Source organism: Paenibacillus sp. FSL M8-0212 (assembly GCF_038004645.1).
Taxonomy (GTDB): Bacteria; Bacillota; Bacilli; order Paenibacillales; family Paenibacillaceae; genus Paenibacillus.
On record NZ_JBBORP010000001.1, the window covers coordinates 2598735 to 2613603 of the forward strand.

At 47.0% G+C, this 14869-nt stretch carries 11 protein-coding genes; 8 read left to right on the forward strand and 3 right to left on the reverse strand.

Translation table 11 applies throughout. The features are described 5' to 3' along the window. Positions 1-35: 35 nt before the first annotated feature. A complete protein-coding gene (locus MKX68_RS11585) occupies positions 36-650 on the reverse strand; it encodes a TetR/AcrR family transcriptional regulator (RefSeq protein WP_340911633.1) in 615 nt (204 codons plus the stop codon). Between the two features lie 166 nt (positions 651-816). Between MKX68_RS11585 and MKX68_RS11590 the strand changes: the two genes are divergently transcribed. The 6 genes from MKX68_RS11590 to MKX68_RS11615 all read left to right on the forward strand — a co-directional run bounded on the left by MKX68_RS11590 (position 817) and on the right by MKX68_RS11615 (position 8395). Beyond that, positions 817-1410, forward strand: coding sequence for a cysteine hydrolase family protein (locus MKX68_RS11590; protein WP_338589499.1), 594 nt, complete (start codon positions 817-819; stop codon positions 1408-1410). Positions 1411-1679: 269 nt separating this feature from the next. Beyond that, positions 1680-3788 (forward strand): TerD family protein, encoded by a 2109-nt coding sequence (locus MKX68_RS11595; protein WP_340911637.1) that lies wholly within the window; start codon positions 1680-1682, stop codon positions 3786-3788. A gap of 167 nt (positions 3789-3955) precedes the next feature. Further along, a complete protein-coding gene (locus tag MKX68_RS11600; RefSeq protein ID WP_340911640.1) occupies positions 3956-4828 on the forward strand; it encodes an AraC family transcriptional regulator in 873 nt (290 codons plus the stop codon). A gap of 350 nt (positions 4829-5178) precedes the next feature. Next, the gene (locus tag MKX68_RS11605) at positions 5179-6804 is read left to right on the forward strand and encodes a rhamnogalacturonan lyase B N-terminal domain-containing protein (protein ID WP_340911643.1); all 1626 of its coding nucleotides are present in this window, start codon (positions 5179-5181) and stop codon (positions 6802-6804) included. A gap of 213 nt (positions 6805-7017) precedes the next feature. Further along, on the forward strand, positions 7018-7962 hold the full coding sequence (locus MKX68_RS11610; protein WP_338589491.1) for an SMI1/KNR4 family protein: 945 nt from the start codon (positions 7018-7020) through the stop codon (positions 7960-7962). Positions 7963-8017: 55 nt separating this feature from the next. Next, a complete protein-coding gene (locus tag MKX68_RS11615; RefSeq protein ID WP_339787652.1) occupies positions 8018-8395 on the forward strand; it encodes a winged helix-turn-helix transcriptional regulator in 378 nt (125 codons plus the stop codon). A 56-nt stretch (positions 8396-8451) separates the two neighbouring features. On the opposite strand, the gene MKX68_RS11620 is transcribed toward MKX68_RS11615, so the two are convergent. Both MKX68_RS11620 and MKX68_RS11625 read right to left on the reverse strand, forming a co-directional pair. Continuing rightward, positions 8452-9522, reverse strand: coding sequence for an SDR family oxidoreductase (locus MKX68_RS11620; protein ID WP_340911647.1), 1071 nt, complete (start codon positions 9520-9522; stop codon positions 8452-8454). 247 nt (positions 9523-9769) lie between these two features. Next, positions 9770-10267 (reverse strand): DinB family protein, encoded by a 498-nt coding sequence (locus tag MKX68_RS11625; protein ID WP_340911650.1) that lies wholly within the window; start codon positions 10265-10267, stop codon positions 9770-9772. Between the two features lie 175 nt (positions 10268-10442). Between MKX68_RS11625 and MKX68_RS11630 the strand changes: the two genes are divergently transcribed. Then, the gene (locus MKX68_RS11630; RefSeq protein ID WP_340911653.1) at positions 10443-11606 is read left to right on the forward strand and encodes a response regulator; all 1164 of its coding nucleotides are present in this window, start codon (positions 10443-10445) and stop codon (positions 11604-11606) included. Continuing rightward, on the forward strand, positions 11603-14743 hold the full coding sequence (locus MKX68_RS11635) for a hybrid sensor histidine kinase/response regulator (RefSeq protein ID WP_340911656.1): 3141 nt from the start codon (positions 11603-11605) through the stop codon (positions 14741-14743). The genes MKX68_RS11630 and MKX68_RS11635 overlap by 4 nt, the downstream gene beginning before the upstream one ends. Positions 14744-14869 lie beyond the last annotated feature (126 nt).

Genomic DNA, 14869 nt, shown 5'->3' on the forward strand with positions numbered 1-14869 from the left:
ATAAAAGGAATCTCACCGATCTGTTCTCAAATCAATTACCTACGCAGACCATCACATAGGATCGACACAACGCGTTCCGGGAAAATCCCTCGATCTCCGATGGCCTGAAGCACACCGATCAGCATGATTTTAATATCCTCAATGCTGGCATCCGCTCGGACAGAGCCATGTTGCTGCGCTCGCTCTAGCAGTCGGGTAATGCCACGCCAGAACTCGTTCGCTATCTCTGAGCGGCCAGTGTCTATAGTCAGACTGCTAACAAGAGCATCGGTAATCGCTTTGTTGGCAATTCCCTCGCTGATAATTGTTGTGAAATATTGAAAAAATGCTTCGCCTGGATCGTCGTGATGAAGCAATTGATCGGCCTCTTCCATGAGACGCATCTTGTGACTAGCAATCACGGCCCCGAACAGATCTTCCTTCGTTGGAAAATGGCGATAGACCGTGCCTATACCAACACCGGCACGCCTTGCAATCTCATCCATGGAGACAGAAATGCCTTCTGTTTTAGAAATTTCATGCGCAACACGGAGCAGTTTGTCCCGATTTTTCTTGGCATCTGCACGCAGTGTCTTCTCTGGAACCTGAGTGACGATGGAATCAGTATCCTTAACCTCACCGTCAGGAGTAGGATTATTTTTTATGGACATTATGGGATCACACCTCTTTCATAAATATAACCCACTGTTGATTAGTTGACAAACGGAGGATGACCTCCGTATAATTTTAAACGGAACCATATCTCCGTTTATTACAGGAGAATAATATATTATTTATCCTGAATTTCTTAACTCAATTCCAAAGGAGAAGGATAACATGCCACATTTAATAAACAACAGTGCGTTACTGATCATGGATATGCAAAAGAGTGTCGTGTCCCAATTTGTTAAGGACCGAGAGGCCCTGCTGCCATTTCAAAAAGCGATTGAGACTGCACGCAGTCACGCAATTCCTGTGATCTACATAAGAGTAGCATTCCGCCCAGGTTATCCGGAGATTAGTTCACGCAACAAAATGTTCGGTGGAATTCCTGATCGGGCTGGAGCTGGAGCAGATGCGGTAGCAGCCATGGAAGCTGCGGTGCAGATTGATGAATCTGTACAACCCCAGCCGGACGAGCCTATTGTGACCAAAGTTCGGGTCAGCGCATTTGCCGGAAGTGATCTGGAGGTTATTCTTCGGTCTCACCAGATAGACACACTCATTCTTAGTGGGATTGCCACAAGTGGGGTTGTTCTATCGACTCTGAGGGAGGCGGCGGATAAAGACTATGCGCTCACCGTGCTCTCGGATGCCTGCATCGATGCCGATCCTGAGGTACATCGTGTGCTGACCGAAAAAGTGTTCCCTCTTCAAGCAGAGGTTAGATCTGTAGACGAGTGGGCGGACTCGTTATCCGGTACAAATTAGGTCATCTTACCATGTCGTAATACTTTCGCCCTGTTGGCAGATCGTGGAATCTGAGATGATGGGTTCACCAGAGGTTCGGGTGACAAACTTCGAACCGCTGGCCTTCAGGCTATTGCGATCCTTCCTTCTAACTTCATTGGCGAAAATAGGGTCGCAGCTCTCCTGAAGACTTCATTTCAGAGAGGAGGCGTCCAGGCTATCACATTCCTTCCTTCTAACCCTAACCTTTCACGTTATATAGGGATGTGGCTTTCCTGGACTCTTTTATCATGAACAATACGATCTATTTGCGCAGAGCGAACAAACTCATTATCGAATCAAACGAAGGGAAACAACAGTTGCCGAAGACACATCTGGCGACTGCCCTCAAAAATATTGAAGCACTCGGATATACCTTCTCGGATGAGTTAATGCAGGCGATGCGGCAGCTGTCTAAGGAACAGTTTGAAACAGTATATATTCAACTTGTGGCTGATCTGAGAGTAATGCTTGGCGCACATGTGAAGTACACACCGATGTATGCAGGATTCCCGATGCAGGTGATGCAAGCGGATGAGGCCGAGTTATATCTCAATGCGATTATTCATTATCTGACCAACCTGACTGTGGTCTATCCGGATCAACAATCTGTGGAAAGAATGCCTTTGCTGGAGAAGACGGACTTGAAAGTCATTGGTTTGGGAAACCAGCAAGCATTCCAGACGCTCATCCGTCAGATCATTGAAGCGAAAGGTTCCATCTCGGAAACAGACAAGGCGGATATCGACACGGTATTGGAGCATGCGGACCCGGAAGACGTGGATGCGCTATTACCCGCTGAGATTCCCTTCAAAGAAAATGTGGGCTTCGTGGTCGCCTCGCTGTTGAAGCATGAAAAAGCGAACATCGACCGGATCGGTCCATATTTCAAAACGGCAAGTGATGTTCTGCGTCTGGCGGTTGCCTGGTCGGATGGTGATGTCAGCCTTGCTGCGGCCTCTCCCTTCCGGAAATTCAAACGCCGCGAGAGACGCCTTCTGCTCGGATTATTGGAGCAATGTGGCTCCATCACGGAGGATATGCTGCGTTATAAAGATCGCTGGATTCGTCTCGGCGAAATTCTGCATCCTTCGGAATATAAGCTTCGGTATCCGCGATGCGAAGAAGCCTTTGATATTTTGCGTAATAATAAGCCTTATTCGACCTTCAACGGAAGTGTGGAGCTTGCCTTCCAATATCGAAATATCTGGAGTCTGATCGATCTGTTGTCACAGCGTCCAGGTGAATTCGCGAGAAGACTGGATCACTTGCTACGGATGACCGAAGATGAAGCGTATGTACTGCTGGCCTTTGGTGAAGTTATACCACAGGTATCTACCCCGGTAATGTTGCAGGTGCGACAGCATTTTGCACAGCGTAATGAACCGCAGGATATGCGTGTCTTCTTCCCAAAAGGTAATGTAGCCAAAGCCTTTGCTGTTCCGAATGAGCTGCCAGACATCGATGAAGCCACGTGTCGGGATGTCGTGCAATTATGCGAGCGGGCGCTGGTAGAGCGCTTCGCTGCCCTTTCCCCGCTTGGGAAGACCTATGTAGATCCGCAGCTTCATGATTATCTGGTACCCTTTTCCCAGAGATCGGCGAGCAAGGCTCTGCATACCATCGTTCGTGGAAGCCGTGTGCCGATGGCAGAGGGTGATACCATTCGTTTCTTCAACTGGTGGAAAGAAGGGGACGTGGATGGTAAATCTACAGGGCGTGTGGACATTGACTTGTCTGCGGTGATGTACGATAAGGACTGGAACTATGTGGAGCATATTTCCTATACGAATCTGCGATCCTCTAACTATAAGGCAGTCCATAGCGGAGATATCGTGACTGCACCTAACGGAGCAAGTGAGTTCATTGATCTGCATCTTCCATCCATCGTGGCCTATGGTGGACGATATGTGGTGGCGACACTGCTTTCGTTTACCAGTCATCCGTACTGTGATCTGCCGGAATGTTTTGTGGGCTGGATGATGCGGAAGAAGCCGGGTTCTGGCGAGATTTTCGAGCCGTCCACCGTAGCGAACAAAATCGATATTACTGCGGATACACAGATTGCGATCCCTGTCATTATGGACCTGGTTGAACGTACCGTCATCTGGACAGACCTGGCGCTGACAAGTCATCCGGATTACTACAATAATGTGGAAGGTAATCAAAAAGGCATGGTCCTGATGGGTAAAGCGCTAACGAATTTACGCAAACCCGATCTGCATGACTTGTTCATGCTCCATGCCAAAGCTAGAGGAGAACTGGTAGATACAATAGATCAGGCGGATACAATCTATTCGGTCGATCGGGGTGTTACACCCTATGATATCGAGCAGATTATGGCGGAGTATCTGGTTTGACCTGTTTGACTTGAATACTGGTGATATGTGAGTATCAAGGTTAGAAAAGAGTAGCTGATGCTACTCTTTTTTCTGTTTAGGTGCACAGAGCCTACAGAATGGTGCAGGTAATGTCGGATGCAAAGAGAGTGACTTTGCTAAGCTTGAATTAACGTGGGAGGGATGATATGGATACGCTCAGGCGGTTAAATGAAGCCTTGAATCATATTGAGGAGCATCTGATGGATGTCGTGGACATGAAGGAGATTTCGCGGATTGCCTGCTGCTCGGAGTATCATTTTACACGCATGTTCTCTTTTCTTAGTGGTGTAACGCTCTCGGAATATATTCGACGTCGCCGCTTGACACTTGCAGCTATGGAGTTAAGTCACAGTGACAGCAAAATCATTGATATTGCACTAAAATACGGGTATACATCGCCGGATTCTTTCGCTAGGGCGTTTCAAAGCATGCATGGCACTACACCCTCCGAAGCGCGAAATCATGGTCCGTCCCTTAAAGCCTTCCCACGGATGACATTTCAACTGACCATTCAAGGAGGAAGCGAAATGAACTACCGTATTGAAGACATAGAGGCTTTTCGAATTGTGGGTATTCGTAAAAGGGTGGCAATTGTATTCAACGGGATAAATCCGGAGATCGCTGCGATGTACCAGAGTCTTACACCGGAATTGATCGATACCATTAAGGGGGCATCGAACGTCCAACCTCTGGGCTTAATCAGTGCTTCAGCCCATTTCAGTGAGGGGCGGATGGCGGAACAGGGGGAACTGGATCATTACATTGGCGCAGCTACGACAAAAGATACGCCTGAAGGACTGGAACAGCTTGAGGTTCCTGCTTCAACGTGGGCAGTATTTACCGTCGTGGGTCCGTTTCCAAGCACGCTTCAGGAGGTGTGGGGCCGGATCTACGCGGAGTGGTTTCCTTCATCGGACTATGAGCTGAGTGAGGGTCCGGAAATGTTATGGAACGAGCACAAGGATGTTACTGTAGAGCAATATAGAAGTGAGATATGGATACCTATTCGGAAGAGATGATAATGTCTCTAGCTTGGTATCTGCGGGCGCAGCTTTTTGAAGCTGCGTTTTTTGTTTTCAGAATTTGCTATCGGATATACGAGCCGTTTTCATTGCAAACATATGTAATATAATGGTATTATTTTATTGGAATTGTAAGAATACTTGTATGTAGAAGAGTGATTTAAGAAGGGGGTGGAGATCAGGTTTACATGAAGTGTTGATTCTATTCTATACGCACGCAGACATAACATTCCATTGATTATGGACAGGCTCACATAGCAGACATATCGATATGAGACGGAAGTGTCAGTTATTATACATTGTAATGTAAGCGCTTTATTAAATGAATTCCAAGGAGGGATTTACTCATGACCAAAAGTATAGGGAGAAAGGCGCTTGGTTTGTTTTTAATTGTCGTTATGATCGCAACAGCTGTTGTATACCCTGCATCTACCGGACACGCGGCAACCATTAATGTTACCGATAACGGCTCCAGAATTGAAGTGAACACTGGTTCAGGGTTAGTCTATGTGGTGAACAAAACCAATGGGGATATTATCTCAGCCAAAATGAATGGTACGGAGCTGAACAGCAATAGAGGATCACACATCGGTTCAGGTTTGGGTTCCTCCGCCAATGTGACGTGGAATACCTCTCCTTCAGGATCAACCGTGTTAATCACGGTATCCACAAGCACACTGACTCACTATTATGCTTCGCGTGGTGGCGAGAATATCATATACATGGCAACGCATATCACGGCTCAACCTTCGATCGGGGAGCTGCGATACATTTTCCGCGGTAATGGTAGTGTGTTGACAGGTGTTCCGGCGAATTCCAATAATCGAGGTAACACAGGCGCAATCGAGAGTCAGGATGTATTTGGTTTCGCAAACGGTCAGAGTGCCTCCAAATATTATGGTAATGATCAGGCCAAAGATTTATCGGTTCGTGGAGTTACGGGTAATGGCGTCGGTGTATTTATGGCCTACGGTAATCGGGAAAAAAGCTCTGGTGGTCCATTCTTCCGCGACATCCAGTTCCAAAGTGGAACAGAGACAGAAGTATATAATTATATGAACTCGGGACATGCACAGACGGAGAATTGGCGCCTGGGTCTGCATGGGCCGTACGCTTTGATCTTCACAACGGGAGGTACGCCAAGTGTACCCGACTTCAGTTGGATGTCTGGTCTGAATCTGCAGGGTTGGGTATCCAGTCGGGGGAACGTGGTACTTAATGGCCTCTCCGGGATGGATACAGGATATGCTTACACAATTGGGTTCGCCAATAGCAATGCCCAGTATTGGGTGGGGACGTCTTCAAGTGGTGCGGCTGCCAAATACAGCATGCTCCCGGGCACGTACACTATGACAGCTTATAAAGGAGAACTGGCCGTATATACGGAAACGGTTAATGTCACGGCAGGACAAACGACGACTCTGAATACACGTACGATCAACAATGACCCGAGTAAAGCCTCTAACATCTGGCGAATCGGTAACTGGGATGGTACACCACGGGAGTTCCTGAATGGACAGACAATTCCGATTCGTCACCCATCCGATAGTCGGAATCCAAGCTGGGGGCCTGTCACCTATGCTACCGGTAGCGCGACCAATCGCTTCCCGGCAATCCAGTTCCGTGGTCAGAATTCTCCAACCACAATAACGTTTAATTTGAATGCATCTCAAGCGGCATCTTCTCATACGCTCAACATCGGTATTACCGCAGCTTACAATAATGGCAGACCTAGTGTAACGGTTAATGGACATGCTTTAACCAATCCTGCTGCATCTTCACAGCCCAATTCTCGTAGTTTCACCATTGGTACGTATCGTGGGAACAACACAACCTTTAGCTGGAATGTTCCAGCATCCTACTTCGTGAATGGTTCCAATACCATCACGATTACGCCGATCAGCGGTTCCAGTGATTTGGGGAACTGGTTAAGTGCGGGTTGGGTCTACGATTGTGTTGAGTTGCTGAATTGAATTAAGAATTCAATATAGTGGAAGGAATAAGGAGGTAGCCTGCCTGGTTTTCTTAACCGGGTTCAGGATACCTCTTTTAGCTTTTTCATCCGAAATGAGAAGATATTGATTCATGATATCCCTAAGGATCTTGCTTTGCTGGAGATGGTGATCCGGATAGTGGTATAATTTTCAATACGTAATCATGAGTGAATGAACGGGGAGGAAAAGAGAATGAGAGACGATCTGTTGGTTCAATTGCAAGAGTGGCATGAAGAAGATGAATTTCAGGAAATTGTAGATGCAATTCAAGCAATTCCTGTGGAAGAAAGGGATTATGAGCTGGTTAACCATTTGGGACGAGCGCTAAATAACCTGGAACGGTATGAAGAAGCGGTTGAACAATTCCTGACGGTTGCCAAAGAGGGCACAGGCGACCCGCTTTGGCATTATCGGATTGGACTGGCTTATTATTATCTGGAGCAATATGCGCATGCGCTGCAGGCATTTGAAAGAGCGGATGAATTGGACCCCGAGGATGAAGATACGCTGGAGTTTCTGGGATGGATTCGAAGCAAAATGGAGGAGCCGTCTGAACCTGAAGTTGAAACGGATTCAGAGACTGTTGAAGAATTCCGCGTACCCGTTGACGTTGTAGCGACCTTTGAAGCGGTTCCCAGACCGGAATCCGGCGAATTCTGGAACGATAGTGAGCAGGCACTGGAGCACTATGTGTCCAATCCTCCAAGTGAGGGTCTCATTGACTCTGTGGAGGAGCAATTGGTGTTCCGACTTCCGGCTTCCTACATTGAGATGATGAAGCTACATAACGGTGGTATTCCGTACAATCGTTATTTTCCTGTGGCGAACACAGATACGGGAGCTACGGATTATGTTGAAATTGAAGGTATACTGGGTATTGGCCGTGAGAAGCCTCGCACGCTAGCGGGTATACAAGGCAGCTGGACTTTGATTGAACGTGAAGGTTATCCGGAGATTGGTGTGGTCATCGCGGTATCTCCTTCGGAGTCGGGGGTTGTCATGCTCGATTATCGTTCATTCGGTAATGATGGAGAACCTGAGGTCGTTTATGTGAAGAGGGAGAATCCCAAAGATATCATTCCGCTGGCACCGAACTTTGAGACGTTTATCCAAGGACTGATGACACCAGAAGTCTAAAAAAACTCGACAGAGACTCTTTAAACTGTTGTGTGGAAGGGAGACAGAAGGTGATATGGAGGAACCGCTCAAAGTATATAACACCGCAGTTGAAGCTTTTCTTGAAGTAATTGGGGGAAAGTGGAAGCCTGTTATTCTATTCCATCTTACCTTTGGTAAGAAACGTAATGGTGAGCTGATGAAACTGATCCCCGCGATCACCCAGAAAGTGTTGACTCAGCAACTTGGTGAACTAACGGAGGCCGGGGTTATTGCCCGTATTTCACATCACCAGGTTCCGCCTAAAGTGGAGTATGAGTTAACAGAGTATGGGTGTAGTCTTAAAGAGATTCTTCATCTGATGTGTAGGTGGGGCGATATACACGTGGAGAATGTGTATGGTGATCGAGGAAAAATTCTATTTAAGCCACCAACTACTACTGACGTTGAGTGACTTATATAAGCCGATTCTGGAATTCAGGAATCGGCTTATTATGCATTTTATTTGCTTTACGGAAGGATCTTGCGATCACGTAGATTTCTGAAAATATCCATAAACATGGCCTCCGTGTCAATGAATTCATGAAATCCGAAGCGGCGAGCTTTGGAACCATTTGCGAAGAAATCGTAATCCCAAGAGAAGACAAAGTCACCAAATGCCCAGGAAGAGACATCCTCATATGGGGTGTTTACCAAACCATACTTTTCAATCATGGAATTCCAAAGATTTTCTTTATCTGCCATCACTGTTGCAAGTGAGAGGGGGAGTGGAGGTGCGGTTTCCAATTCGAAAAATGCAGCGATTCTGGGCCATAGCTCATTCCAGCGAAACAGATCGCCATTGGTGATATTAAATGCCTGATTGGCACATCGCGGATCGGTTGCTGCCCATACGGTTGCATGAGCCAGCAATGTCGCATCAGTCATTTCAAGAAGCGAATGATACGCTCCTGGTTTCCCAGGAAATCGTAATGGCAAGTTAAGCTCCTTGGAGATAGACGCATACACGCCAATAACCATGGCAAGGTTCATTGGATTACCCAGAGCGAATCCACATACAACCGAAGGGCGAAGGGCTGACCAGGTCCAGCTGCTTCCGGTTTGCCGATCCTCGAGAAACTGTTGCTGATCGACATTGAATTCAGGGGGCATATGATATGCGTCCGTTTCTTTGGCAGGTGTTTTGAATGGCCCCAGATGTGCGCCGTACACTTTATACCCTTGCATTAGGCTAATATGTTGGAGAGTTGGAGCGATCGGTTCGATGGTATTCACCAGATTGACGAGCATGGCCAAGTTGGGCTGTACCAATTCGGCCCAGGTTGGGCGATCCTGATACGCGGCGTAGAAAATATGCGTAACGGTCGTTAAATGACTTAGTTTGTCTTGTGTGTCTGCTTCGTTCAGTAAATCAGCTGATATATAACGTAATCCAGGGGCATCTTCCCCTCCGCGGCGAGATACACCAATCACATTCCACTCGGGAAGTGTCATCAGGTAATCAATAAGGTTTCTTCCAATGACACCTCCAGCACCGATGACAAGCGCGGTGTAACGGTTAACCAATTGTTCGGTTTTCAATGGACATGCTCCTCTCTTCTTCTGTTCATATTGTGGTTCAGAAAAAGAAGGATGAGAAGTACGCACTTCAAAGTCATATACGTACTTTGAAGTAATATATGAGCCTGGTACAGGATATGAGCGTTATAATTGCACTTCAATGGATGTTACTTGCCTATAACCACAAGAAGCTGTAAAAGGAACAACCGTCCTTTCACAGCTTAGATGTGTCTGTATATTCGTTCAATAGATCTGTTGTAAATATGGTTTACGCCGGGTATCCGCCACCTGGAGGCGGCCATGCGCCGTAGAAGCGACGCAGCAGAACAATCTCACCCAGATGGTACGAGTTATGGGATGCGATATTGCGCAGAAGTCCTGCTTTGGTTTCACCCGGGAAATAGAGCAGTGGATCATCTAATTGTGCATTTTCGGCAATGGCTACGGCTTGATCAACTCCATCCAAGAATGCCTGAATATCTGCCTTCCACGTGGCTTCGTCCTGTGGACCCTTCTCCTCAGGCCAGCTCTCACTCACGTTAGCAGGGAGCTGTGGTTTGCGTCCTTCCAAGTGTTCGAGCATGAATTGCTGCCAATAATGCATATGCTTCACTAACTGATAGATCGTATATGGCATGGCCTCGTGCGTACGAGCAGCAAGTGTGACATCGATATCGGGTAGAGCACGGGCGATGCGGATATGACCGCGTTCCCCGACTAATGATTTGACAAGGGCTTGCCCAAAGCTTTGATTAGCATCTGACATATGGTACCTTCCTCTCTTCCAAGACCGGATCTGATAACCTGTCTTCTATTTAGTATTATACAATTAAATTGCTAAAAATTAAAAATGGATAACCAAGAACCCTAAATACTTAAAATGCCTATGATATAATAGTGAAAATAAATCTCAAGACCTCAGGGTCGAGGAGGAAGCTCCTGTGAAAGTGATATTGGTTGACGACGAACGTCTAGCGTTGATAGGCCTTCAAAAATCACTAGAAAAAGAAGTAAGCGGCATTGAAATTATCGCTACATATATGAATCCAACAGAGGCTGTGGCAGGTATTGTGGAACACCGTCCTGATGTTGTATTTCTGGATATTCATATGCCGGAGATGGATGGTATGGATCTGGGAAGACAGATTCAGGCGGCAACACCGGGTATCGAAATTATATTTGTGACCAGTTACGATCAATATGCGGTGCATGCTTTCGAACTACAGGCTTTGGACTATGTGATGAAGCCCATCCAAAAGGATCGATTGAAGCAGACAGTGAGCCGAGTCCGGGAGAAACTGAGCGTAAAACGGGAGCAGCGGTCAAAGGATACAAATGTACCTTTAATTTTATGTTTTAATCAGATTCAGTTTAAGCTTCCAGGAAAGGATATTCAGGTTGCCAAATGGCGTACAAGCAAGGCGCAGGAGCTGTTTGCATACTTGCTTCACCACCGGAACCAGGTTATCCATCGCAGTGTTCTGCTGGAGCTTCTGTGGCCGGGAATGGAAGAGGAGAAGACGGCACACCAACTTTACACTGCGATGTATCATGTCCGCCAAACCCTGAAAACTTGCAACATGGATATGATCACGATTCAGAGTGGACACCTGGAGGCAGGATATCGACTCGAACTGGGTGAGGCTCAGTTGGATAGTGAGCAGTGGGAACGGGAAATCAGGCAATGGAAAGTCGTAAACGCAAGTACCGTTCATGCCTATGAGCAAGCGCTTCATCTATATAAGGGTACCTATCTTGGCAATTATGAATACATGTGGGCTGAACCTGAGCGGGAAAGATTACGCTATCTGTGGTTATACCATATGAGACAACTAAGTCTGTATTACCAACAGCATGGGCTGGCGGAGAAAGTGGTCGAGAGTACACAACGTATCCAGCATATGCTTCCCGATGAAGAAGAAAGTTATTTTATTTTAATGAAGTTATATGATGAAATGCACAACGATCTCGGTGTGGAGGAGCAGTATCGTCTCTTAACCACCAGAATGGAGCAAGATTTGGAGATACCGATCAGTGAAGAGGTTCGCGAATGGTACAGGGACTGGAAGCTCGGTTTGATCAAGTCAGGGCAACGTAACCAATGAATGTACGACATACAAATCCCGTAAGACGTTTCAAATATGTTCTGATCCTGTCGATCATTTTAGTGGCATTGGTCGGCATGCGCTGGGTCTGGTCGCAGTTCTTCCCTGCCTTGGACAATCATCAAGCTGTGAATGGTGTAGTTGATTTGCGAGGTGTTGATCTGGAACAAGTGCCAGTAATGTATCTGAACGGAGAATGGGAACTATATTCGAATGAATTACTGACCAGGAAGGATATTGTGGATGAGGGACGAGCACGTGCGGCGGATGTGGTCCAGGTTCCGGGAGATTGGAAGGCTGAGAACCCAGATCAGGAGAGTTCACTTGGATATGCCACATATCGATTGCGTGTGCTGACTGATCCGCTCCAGGTCCCTGTCACCTTTTGGTTCAGGAACATCCGAAGTTCATCTGAAATTGAAATCAATGGGAATGTCGTGGGCGGAATGGGGAAAGTGTCGGAGGATGCGGATACCTATGAACCAAGAAGTACCTCTTATACGGCATCCTATGAAGATGAAGGCGCAACAGAGATTGAATTACTCATTCGTGTAGCCAATTATGATAGCCCGTATATCGGCGGGATTGGCAAACCCGTTCGCTTCGGTTCCCAGGCGGCGGTTGATTACGCACGTTGGTACTCCATCGGTTTTCAAATGGCCATTTTTCTCGTTTTATTACTTCATGGCATGTATGCCTGTATTCTGTTTGTGTTCAACCCCCAGGAGCGGGCCTTGCTCGTCGCAGCTATATTAACCCTATCTGTGGGCATTGTGGTTATGGTAGGTCATGATAACATTCTGATGTTATGGCTCCCTATTAACTATACATGGGGGATCAAGCTTCGTCTGATCTGTCTGCTGCTGCAAAATGCTTGTATTCTGCTGTTGTTCCAGAGATTGACCTTGATACATACACGAACAAAGATCCTTCAATTAGGCATTGTCACGACAATAGCTTATATTGCTGTTATTCTGGCGGCGCCAATTCACGTTGTCTATGCCATGGTTTATTACTCTTTTATCGACGTGTTCTTTCTCGTCTCTTCTCTCTGGTTCCTGTACATTGTAGGTGTCATGCTCTTTAGGAAACAGGCTGATCGAGATATGGTTTTCCTACTCCTGACCGCTGGAGGCATTATATCCAACATGTTGTGGAGTACAAGTGAGACATCGAAAGATGTGACAACCGTCTATTATCCCATTGACATCATCTTTGCCATTACCGGCTTCTCCGCCTATTGGTTCAAGAAATACTTCAGGAATGCCAAGGAGAATATGAAGCTGAATACAGAGCTGCAGAAGGGCGACAAAATTAAAGATCAGTTCTTGGCGAATACATCACATGAACTGCGGACTCCACTGCACGGGATCATTAACATCGCTCACAACGTGGTCACCCGAGAGAAAAACAGGCTGGATGAACGGAGCCTGGAGGATATGGAGTTGCTGATTACGATCGGTCGCCGGATGTCGCATCTCCTTGGTGATCTACTGGATGTAGTCCGTCTGAAGGAGCACCGCATTGTGTTACGTCAGGGGCCTCTTTCCATACAGTCGGTTGTGCCTGGCATTATCGCCATGCTGCAATTCATGGCAGAACGAAAACCAGTCCGCCTTCATATGGAGATTCCGGAATCGTTCCCACTGGTCATGGCTGATGAAGAAAGGCTCGTTCAGATTTTGTACAACCTGCTGCATAACGCGCTTAAACATACAGAGGAAGGAACGATCTCCGTAAGTGCCGACATTCGCGAAGGACATGCTCTGATTCATGTGACGGATACGGGTATTGGCATGGATGAGGACACGCGGATGCGCATTTTCCTTCCGTATGAACAAGGGTCGTATGGCATCAGCGATGGACAAGGCATCGGACTTGGACTGAACATCTGCAAAGAGCTCGTAGAACTGCACGGGGGGACACTTACGGTTCACTCGGAACTCGGAAAGGGCTCGGTATTCAGTTTCAATCTGCCGCTCGCGAATGAATCCACCCATCAGGCTCAGTCACAACTTCCCCTGATATGGGAACAGGCCGCGGAGATGATGGAAGATGCACCTAACGGATTCCTGTTACCCCGCCCAGATATGGGGGACGCGGAAGCCTTGGCGACAGCAGAGATGGCTCCGTTGTTAAAAGAGGGGAAAGCCACCATTCTGGCTGTCGATGATGATCCGGTGAATCTGGATGTGCTGGTCAGCATTCTTTCGACGGAACCATATGATATAACTACAGCAGGTTCGGGTCAGGAAGCGATGGAACTGCTCGGCACACGCCAGTGGGATCTGCTCATTACGGATGTGATGATGCCCAATATGTCTGGATATGAGTTAACCCAGAAGGTGAGGGAACAATTCTCGATGTCTGAGCTTCCGGTGTTATTGTTGACTGCGCGAAGCCAGCCACCGGATATATATACCGGTTTTGCATCGGGGGCAAATGATTATGTCACGAAGCCTGTAGATGCGTTGGAGCTGAAATATCGAATACGTGCATTGACCATGTTAAATCAGTCCATCCAGGAGCGCTTACGCATGGAAGCTGCTTATTTGCAGGCTCAGATCCAGCCCCACTTCCTGTTCAATACGCTGAATTCACTTATGGTTTTAAGTGATATTGATACAGAGCATATGCGGAAGCTTGGGGAAGCTTTTTCATCCTATTTACGGATCAGCTTCAACTATCTCAATACAGGGGAACTGGTGAAATTATCATACGAGCTGGAGCTCGTGGAAGCTTATCTTTTTATTGAAAAGACACGATTTGAAGATCGATTGTCGGTGGTATTAAACGTAGAGCCCGACCTTCCGTTACTTCTCCCGCCGTTATCGATTCAACCCTTGATCGAAAATGCCGTCAGACACGGGTTATTAAGCCGAAATGTGGGTGGGACAGTATGTTTGTCCATCACTCGCCATGAAGGTTATACCCGTATTGAAGTGAAGGATAATGGCAAAGGCATGGAACCGGAGAAGGTTGCAGAGCTGTTACATGCTACGCCAGGTGGAAAAGGCGGAATAGGCATTGTGAATACAAACCGCAGATTGTTGCAACGGTATGGGCAGGGATTATCAATCGTAAGTGAGCCGGGTGAGGGTACGATGGTATCATTTGATATTCCGGACGAGATATAAGGAAAAGGCCGCAGAAGTGAAGACTTCCGGCCTTTTTGTGTTGCTTGCGTGTTCATTCCCTAATTTTAATTATTTCTAATGCATCTTTCATATGTTAGTATATTTAACATTAGAAGCGCGGGTTCC